At 72.7% G+C, this 25,702-nt stretch carries 18 protein-coding genes and 1 pseudogene; 10 read left to right on the top strand and 9 right to left on the bottom strand.

Translation table 11 applies throughout. From position 1 onward, the window contains the following. Position 1: 1 nt before the first annotated feature. Positions 2–1,411 carry an amidase gene (locus ACIBD9_RS09455; RefSeq protein WP_396716067.1) on the top strand — a complete coding sequence of 470 codons (1,410 nt, stop codon included), beginning with the start codon at positions 2–4 and terminating at the stop codon, positions 1,409–1,411. Positions 1,412–1,487: 76 nt separating this feature from the next. Further along, positions 1,488–2,708 carry a threonine ammonia-lyase gene (gene ilvA / locus ACIBD9_RS09450; RefSeq protein ID WP_396716065.1) on the top strand — a complete coding sequence of 407 codons (1,221 nt, stop codon included), beginning with the start codon at positions 1,488–1,490 and terminating at the stop codon, positions 2,706–2,708. Between the two features lie 95 nt (positions 2,709–2,803). On the opposite strand, the gene greA is transcribed toward ilvA, so the two are convergent. Both greA and ACIBD9_RS09440 read right to left on the bottom strand, forming a co-directional pair. After that, positions 2,804–3,301 carry a transcription elongation factor GreA gene (gene greA / locus ACIBD9_RS09445; RefSeq protein ID WP_238660037.1) on the bottom strand — a complete coding sequence of 166 codons (498 nt, stop codon included), beginning with the start codon at positions 3,299–3,301 and terminating at the stop codon, positions 2,804–2,806. 156 nt (positions 3,302–3,457) lie between these two features. Continuing rightward, on the bottom strand, positions 3,458–3,898 hold the full coding sequence (locus ACIBD9_RS09440) for a DUF4307 domain-containing protein (RefSeq protein ID WP_396716063.1): 441 nt from the start codon (positions 3,896–3,898) through the stop codon (positions 3,458–3,460). Between the two features lie 203 nt (positions 3,899–4,101). Here ACIBD9_RS09440 and mca point away from each other — a divergent pair, with 203 nt between their 5' ends. From mca to purE, 6 genes and pseudogenes are all read left to right on the top strand, one after another. Continuing rightward, positions 4,102–4,983 carry a mycothiol conjugate amidase Mca gene (gene mca, locus ACIBD9_RS09435; protein ID WP_387167030.1) on the top strand — a complete coding sequence of 294 codons (882 nt, stop codon included), beginning with the start codon at positions 4,102–4,104 and terminating at the stop codon, positions 4,981–4,983. Positions 4,984–5,031: 48 nt separating this feature from the next. After that, positions 5,032–5,324: pseudogene (locus ACIBD9_RS09430) on the top strand (hypothetical protein). 179 nt (positions 5,325–5,503) lie between these two features. Then, the gene (locus ACIBD9_RS09425) at positions 5,504–8,035 is read left to right on the top strand and encodes a putative bifunctional diguanylate cyclase/phosphodiesterase (protein WP_396716061.1); all 2,532 of its coding nucleotides are present in this window, start codon (positions 5,504–5,506) and stop codon (positions 8,033–8,035) included. Positions 8,036–8,087: 52 nt separating this feature from the next. Then, a complete protein-coding gene (locus tag ACIBD9_RS09420; protein WP_396716059.1) occupies positions 8,088–10,124 on the top strand; it encodes a thioredoxin domain-containing protein in 2,037 nt (678 codons plus the stop codon). 121 nt (positions 10,125–10,245) lie between these two features. Then, a complete protein-coding gene (locus tag ACIBD9_RS09415) occupies positions 10,246–11,421 on the top strand; it encodes a 5-(carboxyamino)imidazole ribonucleotide synthase (protein ID WP_396716057.1) in 1,176 nt (391 codons plus the stop codon). 32 nt (positions 11,422–11,453) lie between these two features. Beyond that, the gene (purE, locus tag ACIBD9_RS09410; protein ID WP_396716055.1) at positions 11,454–11,945 is read left to right on the top strand and encodes a 5-(carboxyamino)imidazole ribonucleotide mutase; all 492 of its coding nucleotides are present in this window, start codon (positions 11,454–11,456) and stop codon (positions 11,943–11,945) included. 186 nt (positions 11,946–12,131) lie between these two features. Here the strand turns inward: purE and ACIBD9_RS09405 are convergent, their stop codons facing one another. Together ACIBD9_RS09405 and ACIBD9_RS09400 are read right to left on the bottom strand one after the other, a co-directional pair. Next, positions 12,132–17,027, bottom strand: a complete 4,896-nt coding sequence (locus tag ACIBD9_RS09405; RefSeq protein WP_396716053.1) for an SCO7613 C-terminal domain-containing membrane protein — start codon at positions 17,025–17,027, stop codon at positions 12,132–12,134. A 150-nt stretch (positions 17,028–17,177) separates the two neighbouring features. Further along, the gene (locus ACIBD9_RS09400; protein WP_396716051.1) at positions 17,178–18,605 is read right to left on the bottom strand and encodes a UDP-glucose dehydrogenase family protein; all 1,428 of its coding nucleotides are present in this window, start codon (positions 18,603–18,605) and stop codon (positions 17,178–17,180) included. A gap of 250 nt (positions 18,606–18,855) precedes the next feature. Between ACIBD9_RS09400 and ACIBD9_RS09395 the strand changes: the two genes are divergently transcribed. Then, positions 18,856–20,019, top strand: coding sequence for an acyl-CoA dehydrogenase family protein (locus tag ACIBD9_RS09395; protein WP_396716049.1), 1,164 nt, complete (start codon positions 18,856–18,858; stop codon positions 20,017–20,019). Between the two features lie 148 nt (positions 20,020–20,167). Further along, positions 20,168–21,373, top strand: a complete 1,206-nt coding sequence (locus ACIBD9_RS09390; protein WP_396716047.1) for a DUF418 domain-containing protein — start codon at positions 20,168–20,170, stop codon at positions 21,371–21,373. Between the two features lie 78 nt (positions 21,374–21,451). Here the strand turns inward: ACIBD9_RS09390 and ACIBD9_RS09385 are convergent, their stop codons facing one another. The 5 genes from ACIBD9_RS09385 to ACIBD9_RS09365 are packed head-to-tail and all read right to left on the bottom strand — an operon-like array spanning position 21,452 to position 25,634. Then, positions 21,452–22,066 (bottom strand): hypothetical protein, encoded by a 615-nt coding sequence (locus ACIBD9_RS09385; protein WP_396716045.1) that lies wholly within the window; start codon positions 22,064–22,066, stop codon positions 21,452–21,454. Then, complete coding sequence (locus ACIBD9_RS09380) at positions 22,063–23,451, bottom strand: hypothetical protein (protein WP_396716043.1); 1,389 nt, start codon at positions 23,449–23,451, stop codon at positions 22,063–22,065. The genes ACIBD9_RS09385 and ACIBD9_RS09380 overlap by 4 nt, the downstream gene beginning before the upstream one ends. Continuing rightward, entirely contained in the window at positions 23,448–24,248 is an 801-nt protein-coding gene (locus ACIBD9_RS09375; protein ID WP_396716195.1) for an ABC transporter ATP-binding protein, read from the bottom strand. Before ACIBD9_RS09375 ends, ACIBD9_RS09380 begins: the two co-directional genes overlap by 4 nt. 34 nt (positions 24,249–24,282) lie before the next feature. Then, entirely contained in the window at positions 24,283–25,086 is an 804-nt protein-coding gene (locus tag ACIBD9_RS09370) for a zf-HC2 domain-containing protein (RefSeq protein ID WP_396716041.1), read from the bottom strand. Beyond that, a complete protein-coding gene (locus ACIBD9_RS09365) occupies positions 25,083–25,634 on the bottom strand; it encodes an RNA polymerase sigma factor (protein ID WP_396716039.1) in 552 nt (183 codons plus the stop codon). Before ACIBD9_RS09365 ends, ACIBD9_RS09370 begins: the two co-directional genes overlap by 4 nt. Positions 25,635–25,702 lie beyond the last annotated feature (68 nt).

The following is a 25,702-nucleotide window of genomic DNA, read 5'->3' as shown; positions in this document are numbered from 1 at the left end:
GATGGCCGTGCAGGACATCATGGCGACCTGGGTCGGAGCGACCGCCAAACAGATCGCCCGGGGCGTACGCCGAGGTGACGTCTCGGCGACCCAGGTCGTCGCCGACCACCTCGAGTACATCTCCCGGGCCGACCGTGAGCTGGCCGCGTTCCGCGCCGTGCGCGGCGGGGAGGCGATCACCGAGGCGGAGAAGGTCGACGAGCAGGAAGACCTGGCCAACCTGCCGTTGGCCGGGGTTCCGGTGGCGGTCAAGGAGAACACCCCGGTCGCCGGCCTGCCCACCTGGAACGGGTCGGCCGCCGCCCGCACCGACGTCGCGGAGGCCGACCACGAGGTGGTGCGTCGGCTGCGCGGCGCCGGCGCGGTGATCCTCGGCGTGACCCGGATGCCGGAGCTGGGGCTGTGGGCACTGACCGACGACGACAGCGCGGTGACCCGTAACCCGTGGGACAGCACGCGTACCCCGGGTGGGTCCTCGGGTGGTGCCGCCGCGGCGGTCGCCGCCGGGCTGGTGCCGATCGCGCACGCCAACGACGGTCTCGGCTCGATCCGGATTCCGGCGGCCTGCTGCGGGCTGGTCGGGCTCAAGCCCGGTCGGGGTGTGGTCCCCTGCCAGCTCGGGGCGGACGACTGGTTCGGCCTCACCGAGCACGGCATGTTGACCAGCACGGTCGCCGACGCGGCGGTCGGCTTCTCGGTGCTCGCCGGCCGGCGTCCCGAGAAACTGGTCCCCCCGCAGCGCCTGCGGGTGGGCGTCTCACTGCGCTCCCCGGTGCGCGGTGTCGCACCGGACGCGCCCAACCGGGACGCGGTCGCCGCCGCCGGCCGGCTCCTCGCCACCGCTGGGCACGACACGGTGCCGGCCGATCCGGTCTACCCCACCGCGCTCGGCCTCCAGGGCATCGCCACCTGGTTCGCCGCGGCCGCCACCGACGTCCGGGCCGCCGGTCTGGACCGGCGCGGGCTGCAACGGCGTACCCGGCGGCACGTCGCGCTGGGCGAGTGGGCGCAGCGTCGCGGCTACGTGCGGGAGGCGGACCGGGCCGCCTGGCGGCAACGGTCGGTCGACTTCTTCACCGACCACTCGGTCGACCTGCTGCTCACCCCGGCGCTGGCCAGCGCGCCACCGGAGGCGGCCCGTTGGTCGGAGCGGTCCTGGCGGGCGAACATGACAGCCAACATCCGGTACGCCCCGTACGCCGCACCCTGGAACATCGCCGGCCTGCCGGCGGTCGTCGTGCCGGTCGGCCGCCGCCCGGATGGCCTGCCGGTCGCCGTGCAGCTGGTCGGCCCGCCCGGCTCGGAGCTGCTGCTGCTCGGTGTGGCCGGCCAGTTCGAGATGGCCGCCCCCTGGACGCGCCACGCTCCCGGCTACCCCCGGGTCGGCACGGGGTCGCCGGCCACCGCCTGACCGTCGACCGCGTGCGCGGCGTCGTGCCCCCGGTGTCGCCGCCGAGGGCTCCGGAGTCGGGTGGCACGATCGGGGCATGACGGAACTGGTCGGTCTCGACGACGTGCGGGCCGCACGGGAGTTGCTCGCTGGCGTCATCCGCACCACCCCGCTGGAGCCCTCCCGGCCCCTCAGCGCGGCGCTGGGCGGGCCGACGTGGCTCAAGTGCGAGAACGTGCAGCGCGCCGGCTCGTACAAGGTGCGGGGCGCGTACGTGCGGATCTCCCGGTTGTCGGCGGCGGAGCGGGAGCGCGGTGTGGTCGCGGCGAGCGCGGGCAACCACGCGCAGGGCGTGGCCCTCGCCGCCGGCCTGGTCGGCACGCACGCCACCGTCTTCATGCCGGTCAACGCGCCGCTGCCGAAGGTGGCCGCCACCAAGGGGTACGGCGCACAGGTCGAGTTGGCCGGAAACACGGTCGACGAGTCGCTGGTGGCCGCGCACACGTACGCCGAGCGCACCGGCGCGGTGCTGATCCACCCGTTCGACCACCCCGATGTGATCGCCGGGCAGGGCACGGTGGCGCTGGAGATCCTCGAACAGTGTTCGGACGTGAAGACGATCATCACCGGGGTGGGTGGCGGCGGTCTGATCTCGGGCATGGCGGTGGCCGTGAAGGCGTTGCGACCGGACGTCCGGATCATCGGCGTGCAGGCGGCCGGCGCGGCGGCGTTCCCGCCCTCACTGGTCGCCGGAGAACCGGTGCGGCTGCCCGTCTTCTCCACCATCGCCGACGGCATCGCGGTCGGCCGACCGGGCGAGATCACCTTCAACCACGTGCGCAAATTGGTCGACGAGATCGTCACGGTCTCCGAGGAGGACATCTCCCGGGCCCTGCTGATGCTGCTGGAGCGCGGCAAGCAGGTGGTCGAGCCGGCCGGGGCGGTCGGTGTCGCCGCGCTGCTGGCCGGCGTGGTCGAGGTGGAGACGCCGGTCGTCGCGGTGCTCTCCGGCGGCAACATCGACCCGTTGCTGATGTTGCGGGTGATCGAGCACGGGCTGGCCGCGGCGGGTCGCTACCTGCGGGTGACCGTCCGCTGTTCGGACCGGCCGGGGCAGCTCGCGTCGTTGCTCAGCCAGATTGCCGAGCACCGGGCCAACGTGGTGGACGTGGAGCACCAGCGGGCCAACCCGCACCTCAGCCTCGGCGAGGTGGAGGTGGCGCTGTCGGTGGAGACCCGGGGCGTCGAGCACTCGGACACCCTGATCAGCGCCCTGCGGGCCAGCGGCTATCAGGTGGTCTTCGCGGCCGAGGCGTGACACCGGTGGGTGCCACGCCTCGGATGCGTGTGTTTCGGCAGTGGGTGCCGGCGTCGGTCAGCCCGGCCGGCAGCGGGTGACGCGGTCGGCGACGGTCAGCCGGAGAACGGCTCGAAGCTGACCACTGTCACCTTGATGTCGGCGCCGCTCGGCGCCGTGTAGGTGCAGGTCTGCCCGGGTCGACCACCCAGGATCGCCTTGCCCAGCGCGGACTCGGGGCTGTAGACGGTCAGGTCGGTCGTGGCCGCGATCTCCCGAGAACCGAGCAGGAAGGTCTCGGTGTCGTTGGTGTCGTCGTCGAAGTAGATCGTCACGACCATGCCCGGCGACACCGCGTCGGCGGTCGGTGCCTCGCCGACCTTCGCGGTGCGCAGCAGCTCCTGCAGGTAGCGGATGCGACCCTCGGCCTTGCCCTGCTCCTCGCGGGCGGCGTGGTAGCCGCCGTTCTCCCGCAGGTCGCCCTCCTCGCGCCGAGCGTTGATCTCGGCTGCGATCGCCGGACGGTTGGCGATGTGCTCGTCGAGCTCGGCCTGGAGGCGGTCGTACGCGTCCTGCGACAGCCAGGTGGCGGGCGCCTCGTTGCCAGTGGACACAGGCGTTCTCCTCAGTTGTGCGTGGCTGGCTGACAGGTGAACTACCAAGTTACCAGTGTGGTACGACACAGCGTGTCGGCCATCACCGCCGGTGTCCGGATCCGACACCCGCGGTAGGCGCTCGGTCGACCCGGTTTCCGGTGCTGTTTGGGCAGCTCAGGACGGTGGTCGGCAGCGCAGAACCTCGCCGATGAACGGGCGCGCGGTGGTGGCCAGGCGGTGCCGGGTGGTGACGTGCCGGTCTCCGGGACCGGCGGTCACGGTGACCTGTTCGCGGGCCACCTCGGCGCCGGAACGGTCCCGGGCTCGCAGCACGCAGACCGCTGATCCACCCGGCGGGACGGTCACCCGAAAGTCGACAAGCACCTGCTTGTCCGTGATGTCGGTGTACGTGATCACCTGGGCGTCGTAGACCGGGTCGCCGTACTGGCGGTAGAGCCGGACCGAGATCACGGTCAGCGTCGCCACGAGCGCCAACAGCGCCAGCGCGGCCAGCAGCGTACGGCGGCGCTTTCCGCCCGGTGCCCGACGGCGGCCGTAGCGCCCGGCCGGGAATACCGGCGCGCCTGCTGAAATTGTGGCGTGCGTCTCGGTCACCGGCGGGTATCTCCTGGCGTTGTTGTCGGCGGCATCGGCAAGAATGGCAGAGCCCCATCCTCCCACCCGGTCCAGCGGCAGGAATAGCAGGTCATGCGCGGCGCTGGTGGCCGGCGGCAGGGTGCGGTGAGGAAAGATCCCGGCAGGTCAGCCGGTCGAGCCCGGTCGGGTCCACCGTCCGGCACAGACGAGGAGCGCCGAAGTTGGCAGAGCAACTGCGTCTCATGGCCGTGCACGCGCACCCGGACGACGAGTCGAGCAAGGGCGCGGCGACGACGGCGAAGTATGTCGCCCAGGGGGTGGACGTCCTGGTCGTGACGTGCACCGGCGGCGAGCGCGGGAGCGTGCTCAACCCCAAGCTTGACCGGCCCGACGTGTGGGCCAACATCGGCGAGATCCGGCGGGCCGAGATGGACGCCGCGCGGGCGATCCTCGGCGTCGACCAGGCCTGGCTGGGCTTCGTCGACTCGGGCCTGCCCGAGGGTGATCCGCTGCCGCCGCTGCCCGAGGGCTGTTTCGCCCTCCAGGACGTCGAGGTCGCCGCGGGCCCGCTGGTGCGGCTGATGCGCGAGTTCCGTCCGCACGTGGTTACCACGTACGACGAAGAGGGCGGCTACCCGCACCCGGACCACATCATGTGCCACAAGGTGAGCGTGGCCGCGTTCGAGGCCGCCGGTGACCCGGAGCGCTACCCGGAGCTGGGCGCGCCCTGGCAGCCGCTGAAGCTCTACTACGACATCGGCTTCTCCAAGGGCAAGATCATGGCCTTGCACGAGGGCATGCTGGCCGCCGGTCTGGAGTCGCCCTACGAGGAGTGGCTCAAGCGGTGGGAGGATCGGCCCGACAAGGGCCCCCGGATCACCACCCGGGTGGAGTGCGCCGAATACTTCCCGGTCCGCGATGACGCGCTGCGCGCCCACGCCACCCAGGTCGACCCGGACGGCTTCTGGTTCCATGTGCCGATGGAGCTCCAGAAGAGCGCCTGGCCGACCGAGGACTACGAGTTGGCCCGCTCGATGGTCGACAGCCCGCTGCCCGAGTCCGATCTCTTCGCGGGAGTGCGGGAGACGGCGCACGCGCGCTGATTCCCGGCGGGGCTACCCTGGTTACCAACCGCACATCGGAGGAACGCCATGCTGACCGCTGCCCAGGTGCTCGCGGAGAACAACTTCGGGGACACCCGCACGGGTGGTCTGGCCGGGCCGATGGGCCTCTTCCTCATCCTGCTGCTGGCCACCGCGACCATCCTGCTGATCCGCAACATGAACGCTCGGCTGCGCCGCCTGCCGGACCGTTTTCCCCAGCAGTCCGGCTCGACCGACCCGACCAGGGCCGATGCGGCAGTCGTCGATCCGACAGACGGGACCGGGGGCGTGATTCATCCACGCCCGCTCCCAACGGGCACCAGCAGCACCTGAACGGGTAGTCCGCGCATGAATCACGCCGAACCGGTTGGTCGCCCCCTGTTGCGGCCACCCGGTTTGGCTTAGCCTTCCGCCGGGGGGACCAAAAGTCTCCGAGCCGTGTGCGGGAGGGGGCGCCGATGACCAGCACAGCACCGGCCGCCCGCCGCGACGTCGGTCGGTCGGCTGACGGGGGAGGTCGATGACCTCCGGTCCGGCCGACGACCCGTTCGATCGGCTCGGGGTGCGTGGCACACCGGGCCGGCTGCTGGTGCTCACCGCCGCCGTCACGCTGACCGCCCTGGCCGCCGCCGCGGTCGGGTTGACCCTTCCGGTCCGGCTGCCGGCCGACGACCCCCTCGGCGGTCCGGCCCGCTTCGGCATCGCCGTCGCCGTCCTGGCCCTCGCCCAACTCGCCCGGCTGCGGTTCCGCTCGGCTGCGGGCATGGTCAGCATCACCTGGGGCGAGGCGGCCCTGATCGTCTGCCTCTACCTGACTCCGGCCGGCTGGCTCCCGGCCGCCACGCTGCTCGGCACCGGGCTGGCCTGGACGATGCTGTCACTGCACAACGACCGCCGTCCGGCCCTGGAGATCGTCCGGATCGCCGCCTCGTTGGCCGCCGCGTCGGCGCTGGCCGTCTCCGTGACCACCGCGCTCGGTCGGCCGCTGCTCTCTCCGCCCACCCCGATGCTGGCGCTGGCCGTGATCGCCGGTTCGGTGACGTACCTCCTGGTGACCGCCTGGTTGGGCGGCGTGACGCTGGGTCTGCGACACGGGCTGCCGATCGGGCCACCGCTGCTCGCCGCGCTCCGCGGCAAGCTGCTGATGTTCGTCGGCAACGTGGCGGTCGGCCTCGTGGTGGTCGCACTGCTGGAGCTGGACCCGCGCTGGTTGCTGTTGCTGCCGCCGCTGCTGTGGCTGCTGCAGCAGACCTACCGTTACCGGCTGCGCTCCGATCAGGAGCGCCGCACCTGGCGCGCCTTCGCCGAGGCCACCGCGGCCCTCAACCAGCTCGACGAGCGGGGCGTGGCCAGCGCGGCGGTCACCGGGGCGCTGACGCTGTTCAACGCCGAACTGGTGGACGTCGACGTGGCCCGGGCCGACGGGCGGTGGCACCGCTACCGGGGCGACGCCAGCGGTCAACTGGTCGACCGGGAGACCGGCCCACCGGACCAGGCGGAGCCGGACGAGCACGAGCTGAGCCGGGCGCTGTCGGTCGGCGCCGCGCCGGTCGGTCGGCTGCGGGTGCGGTTCCCCCGCTCGGCCCCGCCCTCGGCCCGGGAACACGACGCGGTGGCCGCGTTCGGCGACGCGCTCGCCGCCGCGCTGCACGACGCCGCGACCCACCACGAGCTGCGGCTGGTGACCGCCCGTTCGTCGTACGAAGCGGTGCACGACCCGCTCACCGGGCTGGCCAACCGGGCGGCGATGCTGAGCAAGGGCGACCAGTCGCTGCGACAACTCAGCCACGATCACCCGGTGGCGCTGCTGCTGCTGGACATCAACCAGTTCAAGGAAGTCAACGACACCCTCGGCCACGCGGCGGGTGACCAGCTGCTGCGGCTGACCGCGAACCGACTCAACGCGCTGGTCCGCAGCGGCGACCTGCTCGGCCGACTCGGCGGCGACGAGTTCGCGCTGCTACTCACGGCGGTGCCGGTCCTCGGTGACCGGGCCGCCCCGATGGCCCACGCGTTGCGCCAGGCCCGCGAGATCGCCGAGCGGCTGGCCGCGCCGACCGAGGTGGCCGGCGTCCGGATGTCCATCGAGGTCTCGGTCGGGGTGGTGGTGGCCACCGCTGGCACCGCGGACCTGACCGAGCTGCTGCGTCGGGCCGACATCGCGATGTACCAGGCCAAGGAGGGTGGTGGCAACGTCGCCGCGTACGACGGCGCGCGCGATGCGGCCAGCACCGACCAGCTCGCCCTCCTGGCTGAGCTGCGTGAGGCGTTGAAGGTCGACGACCAGCTGGTGTTGGCACTGCAACCGGCGGTCGACCTGGCCACGGGTGCGCCTACCGGGGTGGAGGCGCTGATCCGTTGGCAGCACCCCCGGCGGGGGTGGCTGAACCCGGCCGACTTCATCCGGCCGGTGGAGAACAGCGAGCAGCTCGGCACCTTCACCCGCTACGTGCTGAACAAGGCGCTCAGCGTGGCCGCCAGTTGGGCCCGGGACGGGTTGGACGTCCCGATCTCGGTCAACCTCTCGGCGCGCAGCCTGCTCGACCCCCGGCTCCCGGCGGAGATCGCCGAAGCGTTGCGCCGCCACCAGGTGCCCCCGCACCGGCTCGTCCTGGAGATCACCGAGACGGTGGTGATGAGCGAGCTGGAGGTCATCGACGAGGTGTTGGCGACGCTCCGCTCGATGGGCGTGCAACTCGCGGTCGACGACTTCGGCACCGGCTTCTCGTCGCTGACCTTCCTCACCCGGATCGCGGTGGACGAGTTGAAGGTGGACCGCTCGTTCGTCATCCGGATGGCCGACTCGCCCGAGGCCGCCGCGATCGTCCGGACGACCGTGGGCCTCGCCCACGAGTTGGGGCTGCGGGTGGTCGCCGAAGGCGTGGAGACCGCCGAACAGCGGATGGCCCTGGCCGAGCTGGGTTGCACCTCCGCGCAGGGCTACCACTTCTTCAAGCCGATGCCGGCGGACAAGATCGGCGCCGTGCTGGGGTCGCTGCGCGACTCGGCGGAGTCGAACGTGTTCCGGCTCCGCGCCGACGGCGCGTCCTGACCGTCCGGGTGGAGCCCGCGCGGTCCGTGCCGGGGCTGGCTATGGTCGTCAGGTGAACCGACTCGTCGACGCCACCAGCCCGTACCTGCTTCAGCACGCCGATAACCCGGTCGACTGGTGGCCCTGGTCGGACGAGGCGTTCGCCGAGGCGAAGCGGCGGGACGTTCCGGTGCTCATCTCGGTGGGCTACGCGGCCTGCCACTGGTGCCACGTCATGGCGCACGAGTCGTTCGAGAACGCGCAGGTCGGCGCCCTGATGAACGACAACTTCGTGTCGATCAAGGTGGATCGTGAGGAGCGCCCGGACGTGGACGCGGTCTACATGACCGCGACCCAGGCGATGACCGGCCAGGGCGGCTGGCCGATGACCGTCTTCGCCACCCCGGACGGCACCCCGTTCTTCTGCGGCACCTACTTCCCGCGACCCAACTTCGTCCAGTTGCTCCAGTCGGTCGCCACCGCCTGGCGGGAGCAGCGCGAGGCGGTGCTGAGCCAGGGCGCCGCCGTGGTCGAGGCGATCGGCGGCGCGCAGGCCGTGGGCGGCCCCACCGCCCCGTTGGACGCGACGTTGCTCGACGAGGCGGCCGCCAAGCTCGCCAGCGAGCACGACTCGACGAACGGCGGGTTCGGTGGCGCCCCGAAGTTTCCGCCACACATGAACCTGCTCTTCCTGCTGCGCCACCACCAGCGCACCGGCGACCCGGCCAGCCTGGAGATCACCCGACACACCGCCGAGGCGATGGCCCGGGGCGGCATCTACGACCAGCTCGCGGGCGGCTTCGCCCGGTATTCGGTGGACGCGCACTGGACGGTGCCGCACTTCGAGAAGATGCTCTACGACAACGCGCTGCTGCTGCGGGTCTACACCCAGCTGTGGCGACTCACCGGCGACCCGCTGGCCCGCCGGGTGGCCCGGGACACCGCCCGGTTCCTCGCCGACGAGCTGCACCGGCCGGGGCAGGGGTTCGCGTCGGCGCTGGACGCCGACACCGAGGGTGTCGAGGGGCTCACCTACGCCTGGACGCCGCCCCAACTCGTCGAGGCGCTCGGCGAGGAGGACGGCCGGTTCGCCGCCGACCTGTTCACCGTCACCGACCAGGGCACCTTTGAGCACGGCATGAGCGTGCTCAAGCTCGCCCGGGACGTGGACGATGCCGCGCCCGAGGTACGCGCCCGCTGGCAGCAGGTGGTCGGGCGGCTGCTCGCGGCCCGGGACACCCGCCCGCAGCCGGCCCTCGACGACAAGGTGGTGGCCGCCTGGAACGGCCTGGCGATCACCGCCATCGCCGAGTTCCAGCAGGTCGCCGCCGTGTACGCGTCCCCGCAGGACGAGGATGCCAACCTGATGGACGGCGTCACCATCGTCGCCGAGGGGGCGATGCGCCAGGCCGCCGAGCACCTGGCCACCGTGCACCTGGTGGACGGCCGGCTGCGCCGGGTCTCCCGGAATGGCAAGGTCGGCGAGCCGGCCGGCGTCCTGGAGGACTACGGCTGTGTGGCCGAGGCCTTCTGCGCGCTGCACCAGCTCACCGGAGAGGGTCGCTGGCTCACCCTGGCCGGCGAGCTGCTGGACACCGCGCTGGCGCACTTCGCCGCGCCCGGTGGCGCCTTCTACGACACCGCCGACGACGCGGAGCGGCTCGTCGCCCGCCCCGCCGACCCGACCGACAACGCCACCCCGTCCGGCCGGTCGGCGTTGATCGCCGGGCTGGTGGCGTACACGGCGCTGACCGGGGAGACGCGCTACCGGGAAGCCGCCGAAGCGGCCCTCGGCACGGTCGCGCCGATCGTCGGTAAGCACCCCCGGTTCACCGGGTACGCGGCCATGGTCGGCGAGGCGTTGCTCTCCGGGCCGTACGAGATCGCCGTGGTCACCGACGACCCGGCCGGTGATCCCCTGGTGGCCGCCGCCCGCCGGCACGCCCCGCCCGGAGCGGTGGTCGTCGCCGGGCGTCCGGACCAGCCGGGTGTGCCGCTGCTCGCTGACCGTCCGCTGGTCGAGGGGCGGTCCGCCGCGTACGTCTGCCGGGGTTTCGTCTGCCAGCGGCCGGTCACCTCGGTCGAGGAGCTGGTCGCCGAGTTGGGCTGAACGCACGGCCACGCCCGGTAGTCGCCCACGCGGCACGGCGGGTGCTCCCTCCAGCGCCTTCGAGGCGGGTCGCCGGCCCTCCCGGTGGGCCCGTCGGCGGCCCGGATAGGCTGGCCGCGCTATGGATTCCCGTACCGGTCTGCCAGTTGTCGGCATGGTGGGTGGCGGCCAGTTGGCCCGCATGACCCACCAGGCCGCGATCGCCCTCGGCCAGTCACTGCGTGTGCTCGCGACCGCCCCCGACGACGGCGCGGCGCTGGTCGCCGCCGACGTCCAGTACGGCGACCACACCGACCTGGCCGCCCTGCGCACCTTCGCCAAGGGCTGCGACGTCGTCACCTTCGACCACGAGCACGTGCCCTCCGGGCACATCCGCACGCTGGCGGCGGAAGGGGTGCCCCTGTACCCGCCGGCGGACGCGCTGCTGCACGCCCAGGACAAGCAGGTCATGCGGGAACGCCTGACCGAGCTGGGTGCGCCCAACCCGGCCTGGCGCCCGGTCGGCGAGCCCGCGGACCTCGTCGGCTTCGGCGAGCAGGTCGGCTGGCCGGTGGTGCTCAAGGCGGCCCGGGGCGGCTACGACGGCCGGGGCGTCTGGATGGTCGACGACGCCGCTCAGGCCACCGAGCTGGCGACCACGCTGCTCGCCGGCGGCACCCGGCTGATCGTCGAGGAGCGGGTGCCGCTGCGACGGGAGTTGGCCGTGCAGGTGGCCCGTTCGCCGTTCGGTCAGGTGGCCGCGTACCCGGTGGTCGAGACGGTGCAGCGCGACGGCATCAACGTGGAGGTGCTGGCCCCGGCGCCCGGCCTGGACGAGGAGTTGGCGGTCTCCGCTCAGCAGCTCGCCATCGACCTGGCCACCGCGCTCGGTGTGATCGGCCTGCTGGCCGTGGAGCTGTTCGAGGTACGCGACGACGCCGGCCGGCCCGCGATCGTGGTCAACGAGCTGGCGATGCGTCCGCACAACTCCGGGCACTGGACCATCGAGGGTGCCCGGACCTCGCAGTTCGAGCAGCACCTACGGGCCGTGCTGGACTACCCGATGGGTGACACCGCGCTGACCGCCCCGGTGGTGGTGTCGGCGAACGTGCTCGGCGGTGAGCCGGGCGGAATGTCGATCGACGAGCGGTTGCACCACCTCTTCGCTGCCGAGCCGGGTGCCAAGGTGCACCTGTACGGCAAGCAGGTACGACCTGGCCGCAAGATCGGGCACGTCACGGTGCTCGGCGACGACCTGGACGACCTGCGGGCCCGGGCCGCACGGGCCGCGCGCTGGCTGCGCGAGGGCCACGAGTGAGCCACGGTTCCGGAAACGACGAAAGGGCCGCAGTGAGCACGGTTGGCTTGATCATGGGCAGCGACTCGGACTGGCCGACCATGCGGGCCGCCGCCGAGGTGTTGGACGACTTCGGCGTGGCGTACGAGGTGCGGGTGATCTCGGCGCACCGGACTCCGGTCGCGATGATCGAGTACGGGCGCGACGCCGCCGACCGGGGCCTCAAGGTGATCATCGCGGGGGCCGGGGGTGCCGCCGCGCTGCCCGGCATGGTCGCCTCGGTGACGCCGCTGCCGGTGATCGGTGTGCCGGTGCCGTTGAAGCACCTCGACGGCATGGACTCGCTGCTGTCCATCGTGCAGATGCCGGCCGGGATCCCGGTCGCCACCGTGTCGATCGGCAACGCCCGCAACGCCGGCCTGCTCGCCGTACGGATCCTCGGTGCCGGCGACGAGGGCCTGCGCGCCAAGATGGCGACCTACCAGCAGGACCTGGAGAAGCTGGTAGCCACCAAGGAAGCCGCCCTCCAGGCAACCCTGCGCTAGCCCACCCGGGCCCCCTCAACGGGGTCGATCATGCAGTTGTGGTGCCCGGAAGAGGGCGCTTCTTGCCTTTTGTGCCCCACCACAACTCCATGATCGACGCGCCCGGCCCCCCCCACAGCCGGCACCGGCCCGCGAACCCGGCCCAGTCACCGTCCCCACTCACCCACGCCGCAGGGACCCTCCGGTTTATCTCATGCCGCGCAGGGCGGTCTGTAGGCGCTCCTGGGCGCGGCGGCGGCGTTCGTTGCTCGCGCCGAGCACCAGTAGCAGGATGCCCACCGGGATCAGCGCCAGCCACGGGCCCAGGCTGAACAGGGCGTGGATCGCCGCGATCGCGGTGACCGACGCGCCGACGATCACCGGCGCCTGCTGCCGACTGGACGAGCCGAAGACCAGCACCCCGACCGCGCCGAGCAGCAGCAGCATCTGCCGCATCGTGCTGGACTCGGTGGCCAGCACGATGGCCAGCGTCGGCACGAAGGCCGCGACCAGCGCCGGCCCGTACGCCACCCAACTGCTCATGTCGGGTCGGTGGCGCAGCTCCAGGACGCCGACGAGGAGGGCCAACGCGGCGAACGGCAGCGTGTACGCCTCGGGCAGCGCCACGTCGGCGACTCGCATCAGGATCCACCACGCGGTGATCTCACAGACCACCACCGACCAGAACAGGATCCGGCGTTCCACCGGTCGGCGGCCGGGTCGGGTCGCCGCCACCCCGAGGACCGCGCCCCAGGCGGCCAGCAGGGCGGCGATGTGTCGGGGCGAGTCGAAGGCGAGGGCCAGGGCGATCAGCGCGGCAGCGTACCCGGTCCATTCCACGGTGGAGGCTTCCCGCTGCGCCTCGGGGCGGCGCAGCCGGGGCAGGGTCGCGGCGAGCACCTGTAGGACCGCGCCGACGGCCAGCACCCCGAACGCGGACCAGACCGCCGCCAGCCCGGCGACCAGGCCGGCGGTGAGCACGAAGAGTTGCGCCATGAGTGAGGCGAAGAGCCAGCCGAGGATGCGCGCCCGCTGGGTGGTGCCGAACAGCGCCGCCACCGCGCCCACCCCGACCGCGCTGCCGAGGGTGAACAGGGTCATCTGCCGGTCGGCCAGGCTCCCGGCGAGCCCGGCGCTGCCACCGGCCAGACCGATGGCGAACACCAGCACCCGGGCCAGCCGTAGCGAGCGGGCCCGCTCGACCAGCGGCGGCGGTGGGGTCAGTGCGAGACCGAGCATCGCGATGGTGAAGACGGAGAGCGCGGCGACGGTGCTGGCGGGCCAGCCCTGGCCCAGCGCGATCGGTGCGATCAGCAGCGTGACGGCTGCCCCGGGCAGCACCACCGGCACGGCCCGGGACCGCCGTCCGCCGCTGAAACCGGTGGCGGCCAGGGCGGCGGTCGCGGTGAGCAGCAACGCCGTCAGCACGTGGGTCGGGTTGACCACGTCCGCCGGTGGGGTGAGCAGTTCCGGCGGCGGGCCCTGCCAGATCCGGGTCAGGGTGCGGTGCGGCTCGACCAGGGCGGTGACCAGCGCGGGTGCGATCGAGGCGAGGGCCAGGGCGGTCGGAAGCGCCGCCGCGGCCAACGCACCCGCGGCCGGGTTGACCCGCCACCGTCGTCGCTCCGGATCGTCCGGCAGCCGCCGCAGGGCGCCGTCGAGTCGTACCGCCCAGCGCCGGACCGGCTGGGCTGCGCCGGTGGGCGGCACGGTGGCCGCGCGGATCAACTCGGCCAGTACGCCGAGCAGGGCGGCGGCGGCCGCGTAGACGCCGGCGGCGAGGCCGGTGGGGATGGCGGCGAGGGCGCTGATGGTGGCCCCGCCGACCACCGCCACGCTGACCCAGGGCAGATATTGCGGCACCTGCCGACGGACCGCGGCCACGGCGGCCAGGCCGAGGCTGGTCGCGGCCAACGCGGCGGTCAGCACCACCTGCGCCGAGTGTTCGAACTCGGCGGCCAGTGCCGCCACCGAACCGGGGAGGGCCAGCAGGGCGGCACCGATCGCCGCGCCACCGATCTGCGCCAGGTGCGGAGGCATCCCCTCGGTGTCGATGTCGGTGACCTGCGGGCCGGCGAGGACACGGCCCAGCGTGGCCACCACCACGCCGATCAGAGCGATGCTGCCCAACGCCAGGGCGGTGGTCCACGGGCGGACCAGTCCGGCTCCGGCGGCGTGCAGCGCGACGACCCCGGCCACGGTGGCCCGGGACAGCCCGGCGCGCGCCTCCTCAGTGGCCACCGCGGCCATGCCGAACACGGTGGCGACCATTCCGCCGACCAGCACCGGCGACCACCAGGCCAGGTCGAATGCGGCCGGCGCGCCGATCGTGGCGAGCACCACCGCCACGCCGGACACGTCCCAGCGCCAGGGCGGCGGGAGCAGGATGCCGGCGGCGAGGGCCAGCAGCGCCAGCGCGACCGGGGCCTGCCAGGTGGCGCCGCCGACGGGGGCGGCCGGCCAGCCGCTCAGGTCGCCCCGCCAGATCGGGCCCGGGGTGGCCAGCACGCCGACCCCACCACGCACCGCCGACCAGCCGGCGAGGACGCCGATCAGGGCACCGCCGACGGTGAGGCCGAGGATCGGCCCGCGTCGCCACTCCTCTGGCATGCTGCGGGCGGCCACGGCGACCACCAGAAGCAGGGCGGCGGCCACCGCCAGTTGCCCGCCCGGGGCGAGGACCGCCCCGATCCGTACCAGGGTGGCGATCAGGGCGGTGGTGACCGCCGCGGCGGCCAGGTCCGAGCCGTCGAGGGTGAGGTCGGCTCGCCGGCCGGCGTCGATGGAGGGAGCCAGGAAGAGCAGCACCGCCGCGACCAGTAGCAGCGCGCCCACCCAGGCGTCGGCGACGGTCGCGCCGGGCGCCCCGAACGCGGCGGCGGTGACCACAAGCGCGCCCAGCCCCGTGCCGACCGACAGCGGCGCGGGGATGTGGCGCTGGGAGACCTGCACGACGGCGGCGTAGCCGAGGGTCACGCAGACCGCCAGGAAGCTGGCCGCCAGGACCGGGACGGTCACCTCACGCAGGCTCGCCGGGGTGGGGGTCGGGTCGCTCGGCATGGTGGCGGCCACGAACGCGGCCACCGCCCCGGGCAGCGCGAACGCGGCGCCACCGGCGGCCCAGGCGGTGACCGTGTCGGAGGCGGCCGAGGCGATCCGGATCCGGGGCGCCAGCGCGACAAGCGTGCCGGCCACGAACAGAGTGATCAGGACCGCGGCCGTGAGGGTGGGGCTGGACAGGCTGGCACCCGCCCCGAACAGACCGACCACGGCCGCCCCGATGGCGTGCGCCACGGCGGCCCGGTCGGTGCGGGCGGAGAGCCCGATGACCCCGATGGCGATCGCGGTGACCACCATCGGCCAGGGCGCCGTCGCCCAGCCGAGACCGAACGAGGCCGGGACGGCGAGCGCGGTCAACGCCGCGCCGGCGACCGCGAACTCCCGGCGGATCTCGCTGGGCAGCGCCAGCACCGCCGCGATGGTGAGCAGGAACGCGGCACCCGCGAGCTGCCAGGTGGTCGGCCCGACCGCGGCGGCCAACTCGCCCGGGTACCGGCTGAGGTCGGGGTCCCAGGCGGGCAGTGCGGCCCGGACCGGTGCCACCCCGGCGCGTAGCGCACCGCCGGCGACCACCAGACCGCTGACGGTCAGCGCCACCGCCGAGGCGATCTGTGGGCCACGTCGGGCCGCTTCCGGGACCGCGCGCACCGCCAGCCCGGTCACCGTGATGACCGCCGCGATCAGCAGCAGCGCCCGGCCGGGAAGTGCCACCGAGGCGATGCGGCTGAGCGCGCCGATCACGGCCAGGGTGACGATGCCGGCCGCGACGTCGGGCAGCGGCGGGCGACGCAGCACCAGCGCGCCGGCCAGCCCGATCACGGCGGCCAGCAGCAGCACCACCCCGGCGCCGGTCGCGGTCGGCACGGTCTGTGCCCGGAGCAGGGCGGTGACCGCGTACGCCAGCGAGACGGCGACCGCCAGGGCGTGCAGCAGCCAGGTCAGCTCACGCAGGCCGGGCACCGGGCGGGTCGGCCGGGGTTCGGCGGTGCCGGCGCTGGCGTCGATCAGCTCGGCGGCCTCCTCCGGGTCGCCCTCCGGCCGGCTCTCGGCGTCGCGTTGGCGGGGTGCCGACGGCGCGCCCGGCGTTGGCAGGTCCTGCCGGACGGGCCGTTCGACTGTCACTCCGGAGCGGGCCAGGCCGAGGTTGACGAGGGCGACCAGGGCCAGCACCAGCGCCCAACCGCCCGGACCGGTGATCTGGTCGTACGCCAGCAGAGGCAGCACCGGCTGCGCGGCGAGCACGGTGGCGAAGCGGGGCGCGCGCAGGCCCGTCCAACCGGCGTACCCGAAGGCGACGGCGGCGGTGACCGCGAAGATCACCCCGGCGAAGACCGTGCCGGAGCCACCGCCGGTGCCGATCCGGTCCACCGCCCAGAGCGCGTTGCCGGCGAGCGGCACCAGCAGCAGGCCGACCGCGGCGATGGTCTCGGCGGTCGAGGTGAGCCCACGCCGGGCCAGTGCCGGCGGAGCGAGCAGCATCAGCACGGTGGCCAGGAGCAGGATGCCGAGCCGGGCCAGCGCGTCCATCGAGCTGGTGGCCACCGCGGCGAAGACCACCGCGGCCACCGCGAGCAGCAGCGCGCCCAACCCGAGAGGGATGTTCTGCACCTCGCGCGAGGACGCCTCCGGCGGGTGCTCCGGGTCGTCCGCGTCCAGCCAGCTGGGGCGGGGCGGGGGCGGCGGCGGATCCTCCGGGGCGGGCGGGGTGCCCTGGCGGGGCACCCGGGGCGGCGTTCCCATGGTGGCGTTCGGTGGCCGCCGGCCGGGGCGGCGGCGGAGCACCCGGCGTGGCCGGGTGGCCTGCTTGATCCGCTCCTCGCCGGCGTGGGCGAGGATGTCCCGCTGAAAGAGCGCGGCCTGCATCTTGGCGGCGATCTGCCGCTGTTCACGAGCGATGGCGGCGTCGCGCGCCTTCATCTCCGCGATCGAACGCTCAATGTCGGCCAGGTGCTCGACCCACTGTGGTTGATCTGCCCCACAGTGCGGGCATCGAACGGCCGGCTTGATCTCCCGGCCGCACGAGGAGCATTGAAAGGTCGCCACGACACCCCTCCACCCGCACTGTGGACTCCCACTGTCGCAGCATGCCCAAAGCTGGCGCGGATTTCGACTCTTGTCGGCGGGTCCCGGGCAAACAACGACACCGGCCGGCCATCGAGATGCTCGATGACCGGCCGGTGGGCGTCGGTTTCGTCAGGGGCGACCCATGCCCCGGTACTCCCAGCCCGCCTGGGTCCACAGTGCCGGGTCGAGGCAGTTGCGGCCGTCGACGACCTTGCGGCCCTTGACCAACTCGCCGAGGGCGACCGGGTCGGCGTTGCGGAAGTCGGCCCACTCGGTGAGGACGCAGACCAGGTCGGCGTCGCTGACCGCCTCGTTCATGCCGCTCTCGTAGGTCAACTCGGGAACCGCGCGGCGGGCGTTCTCGGTGCCCTGCGGGTCGTACACGTGCACGTCGGCGCCGGCCTTCTGCAACAGCGCGGCGACGGCGAGCGCCGGGGCGTCGCGGACGTCGTCGGTGTTGGGCTTGAAGGTGGCGCCGAGCACGGCGATCCGGGTGCCGGAGAAGTCCGGGCCGGCCGGGCCGGAGCGGCGGCCCAGCAGGTCCGCGGCGAGCTGGAGCACCCGGGTACGACGGCGCAGGTTGATCAGGTCGACCTCGTGCAGGAAGCGCAGCGCCTCGCCGGCCCCCAGCTCCTGGGCGCGGGCCTGGAAGGCCCGGATGTCCTTGGGCAGGCAGGCGCCTCCGAAGCCGAGGCCGGCCTGGAGGAACCGGTTGCCGATCCGCGGGTCGTAGCCGATCGCGCGGGCCAGCTGGGTGACGTCGCCACCGGAGGCCTCGCAGACCTCGGCCATCGCGTTGATGAAGGAGATCTTGGTGGCCAGGAAGGCGTTCGCGGCGACCTTGACCAGCTCGGCGGTGGAGAAGTCGGTGACCACCAGGGGCACCTCGCGGTCCTCCGTGGCGGCCAGGTCGAACACACCCTTGTGCGCCGCGTAGAGCATGCCGTTGGCCCACTCGCTCTTGACGCCGACCACGATCCGGTTGGGGCGCAGGACATCGTCGACGGCGAAGCCCTCCTGGAGGAACTCGGGGCTCCACGCCACCTCGACGTCCAGGTCGTGGGGGGTGTGCTTGCCGACGAGCTGCTCGACCCACTCGGCGGTGCCGACCGGCACGGTGGACTTGCCGACGATCAACGCCTTGCGGGTCAGGTGCTGCGCGAGGCTGGTGACAGACGCCTCGACGTACGACAGGTCGGCGCCCATGCCGTCGGCGCGCTGGGGGGTGCCGACGCAGATGAAGTGCACGTCACCGAACTCGGCGGTCTCGGCGATGTCGGTGCTGAACCGGAGGCGGCCGGCGGCGAGGTTGCGCCGGAGCAGCTCGTCCAGGCCGGGCTCGTGGATCGGCACCTGACCGGCGTTCAGCATCGCGATCTTGTCGGCGTCGACGTCGAACCCGAGTACCTCGTAGCCCAGTTCGGCGTAGCAGATGGCGTACGTCGCACCGAGGTAACCAGTCCCCAGGAACGTCACCCGCGGCCGGGGTGCGCCTGAGGGCGGTGTCACCGCGGCGATGGCGGGGGTCGGCTGGATGGTGGGGTAGGGGATCGTCACGCCTGTCTTCTCCGCTCGCACTGGCGTCGCGTCGTCGCGTCGCATTCTGCTGCGGCGCCTGGGCGGGGCACCGGAGGGTGGCTCACTGTCTCGGTCTCCATCATCGCCCAGCGCGTTAGGTGCACCATCTTGCCCATACCTACGCGCCGGTAACATCACCTGAACTGCAGTCGCTAGTCTTCAGTCTGCGCGGTCGGCGGTCAGGAGTCGTCACAGACTGCGCATGATAGTGGTGAAGGGGAGGGCCGAGATGGCCGCAGGGGAGTCGTTCGACGTCTACCGGTTGCCCGAGGAGCACCAGGCGATCCGGGAAGCGGTGCGTGAGGTGTGCGCCGCGAAGGTGGCTCCGCACGCCGCGGAGGCCGACGAATCCGGGGAGTTCCCCAAGGCGTCCTACGACGCGCTGCGGGCGGCTGACTTCCACGCCCCGCACATCCCCGAGGAGTACGGCGGCGCGGGCGCGGACGCGCTGGCCACCGCCATCGTGATCGAGGAGGTGGCCCGCGCCTGCGCGTCCTCCTCGCTGATCCCGGCGGTGAACAAACTCGGCACGATGCCACTGCTTTTGTCCGGTTCCGCTGACCTGAAGAGTCGCTACCTGACGCCGGTCGCGGCCGGTGACGCGATGTTCTCGTACTGCCTCTCCGAGCCGGAGGCGGGCAGCGACGCCGCGTCGATGACCACCAGGGCCGTACGTGACGGGGATCACTGGGTGCTCAACGGCGTGAAGCGCTGGATCACGAACGCCGGCGTGTCCGAGTTCTACACCGTCTTCGCCGTCACCGACCCGGCCGCCCGGTCCCGGGGCATCTCGGCCTTCGTGGTCGAGAAGTCCGACGCCGGGGTGAGCTTCGGCGCGCCGGAGAAGAAGCTCGGCATCAAGGGCTCGCCCACCCGCGAGGTCTACCTCGACAACGTGCGGATCCCGGCCGACCGGATGATCGGCGCGGAGGGCACCGGCTTCGCGACCGCCATGAAGACCCTGGATCACACCCGGGTCACCATCGCCGCGCAGGCCGTCGGGATCGCGCAGGGCGCGCTCGACTACGCGAAGGGGTACGTGACCGAACGTCGACAGTTCGGCAAGGCGGTCGCCGAGTTCCAGGGCATCCAGTTCATGCTCGCCGACATGGGCATGAAGCTGGAGGCGGCCCGGCAGCTCACGTACGCGGCTGCCGGCAAGTCGGAGCGTGGCGACGCGGATCTCACCTACTTCGGTGCGGCGGCGAAGTGCTTCGCCTCCGACGCCGCCATGGAGATCACCACCGACGCGGTGCAGCTGCTCGGTGGCTACGGCTACACGCGGGACTACCCGGTCGAGCGGATGATGCGGGACGCCAAGATCACTCAGATCTACGAGGGCACCAACCAGGTGCAGCGGATCGTGATGGCGCGGGAGCTCCTGAAGGGCTGATTCGGGGCTTCGTGGCAGCTCAGGGCCGGTGGGGTAGGGCCTACCCCACCGGTCATCGTCCCGCTCACCGGCTGTCACCCGGACAGGCGACTTCATACGGTCACAGGAAGTCACCGACCACTTTCCTGTCCGTACCGGAGGTTGTCCCGTGAGCCACTCCATCAAGGACCCGCCCGTCGAGAGCCGAGCGTCGTCCGGGACGCAGTCCCGGATCGTCGACGTCGACGCGTTGCGCGCCGTGGCGCTGCTCCTCATCCTGTTCGTCAACATCGCCTTCTTCGCCTCCGGCTATCCCTTCCAGCTGGTTCCGGATCCCGCGCACGACTCGTGGGGCGACCAATCGGTCCTGTGGCTGGTCGAGCTGCTCTTCACGATGAAGGCGTACCTGCTCTTCTCCTTCCTGTTCGGCTACAGCTTCACGCTGCAGCTCGATTCCGCCGCGCGGCGCGGCGTCGACGTCGCCCCACGGTTCCGGCGACGGCTGGCCGGGCTCTTCGTGCTCGGCATCCTGCACGCGGTGCTGCTGTTCCAGGGCGACATCCTGACCACGTACGCGTTGCTCGGTCTGGTCCTGCTCGCCATGCGGGGTGTCCGCGTCGGCACCGCGCTGCGCGTCGCCGTACTGCTGACCGCCGGGATCGGCTTCGTCCTCGCGCTCGCCGCCACGAGCGGGGCCCAACTGGTCACCGATCCGGCGGCGGCACTGGCGGCGGGGCAGCGGTCCACCGAGGCACTACAGGGTGGGATCGGCTCACTGGTCACCGAGCACGTACGCCAGTTGCCGGCGATGTTCGGCACGCTCCTCGTGCAGGGGCCGCTCGCCCTCTCGGCCTTCCTCTTCGGTTACGCGGCCGGGCGACGCCGGCTGCTCACCGACATCGCCGGGAACCGGCAGCTCCTGCGCCGGGTGCAGCGGCTGGGCTATCCGATCGGCCTGGCCGGTGCGGTGATCTTCGCATCGGGCGGGGGCACCGCCAACCTCACCGGGCTGACGGCGGGCGTGCTCACCGCGCCGCTGCTCGCGGCCGCGTACGCCGCCACCCTGCTGCAGTTCTTCCAGACCGACCGGGGGCGGCGGGTCGTCGCCGTACTCGCGCCGGCCGGCCGGATGTCCCTGACGAACTACCTGGGCCAGTCGTTGCTCTGCGTGCTGGTCTTCACAGGCGTCGGGTTGGGCCTCGCCGGTGCCGTCGCGCCTGCGGTCGTCGTCCTCATCGCGGTCGCGATCTATTGTGTGCAGCTCGCCGCGAGCGCGGCGTGGATGGCCCGCTTCCAGTACGGGCCGTTGGAGTGGCTGTTGCGGGCCTGGACCGAGCAGCGGTGGCCACGGCTGCGGGCCGCGGACCCGGCATAGTTCGGCAGTGAACGTCCCTGGACGGCACGTCCGGGGCGGGTTCCGGTGCTCCGGGATCCCGGAGCACCGGAGCGGCCGTCACCGGTCGGGGGCGGTCTCGCTCACCGGCCGCACGGGGCAACCCCGCAGGGCGTACGCGAGCAGACCGGTCACCGCCAGGATCGCGGCGCAGGCGGTTGCGGCGGTGGTCCCGGCGGGTTGGATCAACCATCCGGCGACCTGCATCTTCAGATCCTGACTGGGCCCCATCATCGGCAGCACCGCGATGAGGGTCCAGGTCAGCGGGGCGATCCAGGCCAGGGCGGCACCCAGCACCGTGGCGCCGAGCGCGGTGAGCCCGAGCAGCCCCGCGGTGTTGCGCAGCATGAGGGCGAACGGCTCGTAGCGCGTGTCCGTGATCATGCTGAGGGACAGCAGCGCGGTGATCGTGGCGGCGGCGAGTAGCAGGTGCCCGCCGCGGCGGAGCGGCCAGTTGACCGCCATGGTGTGGTCGAGGGCGTCGTCGGCGCCGTTGAGGGTGGTGCCGACCGCGACCACCGCCAGCATGATGGCGAGGCTGGCGGTCCGGGCGCTGATGGTCGGCGAGTCGGTGTAGGCCAGCGACAGCGCCCACGCCAGCACGATCAGGGCGGTCACGGTGACCATGGCGAGGGGGACCCGGCGGGAGCGCAGGTGCAGCTGGAGCCACCTCACGGCCGATCCTTCGACATGATCGCCACCAGCTCGTCGTCCCGGCAGGCCAGTACGCCCTCGCGTGCCGTTGCCATCCGACGTCGTTGCTCGGCCTCCGGCAGGCTCACCAGCGCCTGGTACGCACTCTCCAGCAGCGCCATCTCCTCGGGTGCCCATCTCGGCTGCGGGGCCGGTGGCCGACCGGTCAGCCAGGCGGCGGCGACCATCCGGGCTCGGTACACGTCGCCCAGAACCGGCTGGTCGCCGCACTCCTGCTGCCAGGCGGCCTCCAGCAGGGACGGCAGGAAGTAGTCGCCGGACAGGTCGGCCCGCCCGAGGCGGTTGATCGTGGGAGTGTCGAAGACGATCGTGTCGGCGGCGTGCCGGGCCGGTGCCGTTTCCCGGTCCGGCCGCGCCCAGAAGGTGACCTGTTGGGTCTGCACCGCCCGGACCGGTGCGTCGGGCAGCTTCGCCGCCATCATTCCGAGCGCCTGGCGGGCGGGGCCGACGACGTCGGGCAGCAGCCCGGCGTGCACTCGCCGCACGCAGACCTGCGGGCCGTCGTTGTCGCAGACCAGCTCGATGGCGACCGGGTCGACGACCGCCGCACCGCGGGCTCCGCCGACGGGCAGGAGCGGTAGGGCGACCGCGACGCCGAGCACCGCGGGGAGCACGGCGAACGCGATGGCGCGGCGACGGACCGCGCTGAGCAGCAGCAGGCCGGTCGCGGCGAGGGACACCAGCCACAGCGCCTGGAGCAGGCTGACCCGCGTCATGATCGTCTGGAAGTCGTCCAGGCCGTTGATCGTCGGTAGGAGCAACATCGCTGCCGGTTCCGGCCGGAACCGCGCGATCTCCGCGCCGGTGTCGGGTGCCATGGCCAACTCCGGAGCCAACCCCACCAGGACGAATCCGACCACGGCGAGGACCGGTGCGGTGATCACGCGGGGTACGGCCCGGCCGGCGGCCATGCCCAGCCAACCCGCGGCGATCAGCGCCGGAACGCCGACCGCGGTGACGACGATCGACGCGCTCGGGAAGTATCCCGACGTCGGCACCACCCATCCGGCCGCGATCACAAAGACCAGGACGTACGCGGTCACCACCGTGACCGCGAGAGCGCCGGCGGTCGGGACGACACGCTGCCACCGCGGCCGGACGGTGCTGGCGAACAACTCGCCGACCCGGTGGCGCGCGTCGCGCCGGCCCATCCACGCCCCGCCGGCCAGCGCGAGTGGCAGCAGCACCATCAGAATCGACCGGGCGAGCACCGCCAACTGCATCCACCGCCCCGCGAAGAACTCGGTGGACGACAGCAGCAACGCCGCGCCGGTCACCAGCAACAACACGCCGATGCCCAGCGCCGCCGAGCGGCGCAGCTCGATGCGGAAAATGCGTGCCGTCATGCCGACACCCGCCCCCGGTGAGCGCGCAGCAGCGACGAGTATCCGCGTTCGATGGCGCTGTCCCCGACGTCGCCGGTGCCACCCTGCTCGATGAGCTGCCCGGTGGTGCCCTGCCACACCAACCGGCCCTCGCTGAGCAGCACCACGTCGGAGCAGGCCACCGCGACGTCCTCGACCAGATGGGTGGAGACGAGTACGCAGCTGTCCAGGCCGATCTCCCGCAGCAGCTCGCGGAAGTCGAGGCGCTGCTCCGGGTCCAGGCCGACGGTCGGCTCGTCGAGCAGCAGCACCGCCGGGTCGTTGACGATCGCCTGGGCGATGCCGGCGCGGCGCAGCATCCCGCCGGACAGCGTCTTCATCCGCGAGTCGGCGCGGTCCGCCAGACCCACCCGTTCGACGGCCCGCTGCACCGCGCCCGGGATGACCGCCTTCGGCATCTCCTTGAGCCAGGCGACGTACTCGACGAACTCCCGGACGGTGAAGCGCGGGTAGAAGCCGAAGTGCTGCGGCAGGTAGCCAAGGCCGCGGCGTACCTGGCGGAGGTCGGCGTTGCCGGTGACCTCGCCGCCGAGCAGGGTCAGCCGCCCACCGGCCGGCTTCAGCACTGTGGCCAGGGCTCGCATCAACGTCGTCTTTCCGGCGCCGTTGGGGCCGAGCAGCCCGTGCACACCGGTGCCCAACCTCAGGTCGAGTTCGTTGACCGCGAGGTGTCGGCCGGCCCGGACCTGCAACATCTCGGCGTGCACCGCCCACGCACAGGTGGACGGCGCGGTCTCCGCCACGCTGACCGTACGCATCATGATCTCTCCATTCGGCCCTGGCTCGGTGTCGTCATCGGTGCAGAAGGTTCTGGTGCGGGTCGTGCGGCCTTCTCCGGGCCTGGACGAGCGCGACGGCCGTCAACGCCACGGTGGTGAGCGCCCAGCCCGGCAGGCTGCCGCCCGCGAGGATCGCCGGGAGTCGCCCGTCGGCGAGGCTCGGTACGACCACACCGGCGGACCAGGCGACGGCCAACGCGAGTGCTGCCCGGTCGACCCCCACCACCGTGCCCAATGCCAACGCGCCGGCGGTGAACCCCAGGACGGGCAGCAACCAGAGCCCCGGGGAGTGCCCGGTGACCCAACCCGCCACCGCCAGCACCGGTAGGACCGCCGACAGCACCCCCAACGTGCGGCGCATCAGCAGCGGCAGGCCGGTACGGGGCATGGTGGCCGTCAGCTCCCAGGCGGGGTCGAGGCGTCGACTCCAGACCGCGGCCACCGGCAGCAGCGGCGCCACGGGCGCGATCAGCAGCACCAGCGACGGCAGACTGTCGAACGTCCACTCGAACAGGGCCGCGGCCAGCATCAGCCCGGTGGCGGTGACCAACCAGGGCAGGACCCGGGCGGCGACCCCGGTACGCCGCAGCCGGTGTCGGCGTACCGGACCTGGGCCGGCGGCGATTCCGGCGGCGATCCCGTCCGCCACCCGCTCCAGCAGGTCCTGCGTGCCCGGGTCGACGGCGTCAGTCAGCACCGCTCGGCAGGCGGCGCAGGTCTCCAGGTGCGCCTCGACCGCCCAGATGGTCGTGTCGTCGACGTCGGCTCCACCGGAGGCGTACTGGGAGATGAGGGCGGGCGTCGGGTGAGTGGTCATGACAGCGCCTCCCGGAGGGCGATTCGGGCCCGTCGGGCACGCGTTTTCACGGTCCCCTCCGGCATGCCGAGCAGAAGTGCGGTCTCCCGCGCGGTCAACCCGTCGAGGACCATCGAGCGCAGCACCTGACGGAGTTCCGCCGGTAGCTCGTGCAGGGCCCGCTCCAGGTTGGCGTCCATCCCGCCGGCCAGCGCCTCGTCCTCGGCGGCCGGGGCCACCGTCTCGAAGGTCCGCACCGACGGGATCCGCTCCCGTCGGGCCCGGTGGCGGAACGCGTCGATCAGCCGGTGGGCGGCGATGGTCCACAACCAACCCACGGCGCTGCCTGAGGCGGAGGACTGCGCCTGGCTGCCGGCCGACCGCCAGACCGCCAGGTACGTCTCCTGCAGCACCTCGGCCACCACGTCCTCGTCCGCGCAGCGCCGGCGCAGTCGCGCGGTCAACCAGGGGGAGGTACGCCGGTACAACGCGTCGAACGCCCGCCGGTCGCCCCGCCCGACGCGGCGAAGGAGTTCGCCCTCGTCGAGCCCGTCCAGACTTCGTTTCACACCAGGCAAGACGACGCGTACCCCGGCCCCGGTTCTGCTCCTGCTGTGACTCCGGTCACAGTCGTCCC

The sequence above is a fragment of the Micromonospora sp. NPDC050784 genome, from assembly GCF_044456765.1.
In the GTDB taxonomy this organism is placed as follows: Bacteria; Actinomycetota; Actinomycetes; order Mycobacteriales; family Micromonosporaceae; genus Micromonospora; species Micromonospora foliorum.
This window is presented reverse-complemented; position numbering and strand designations above follow the sequence as displayed.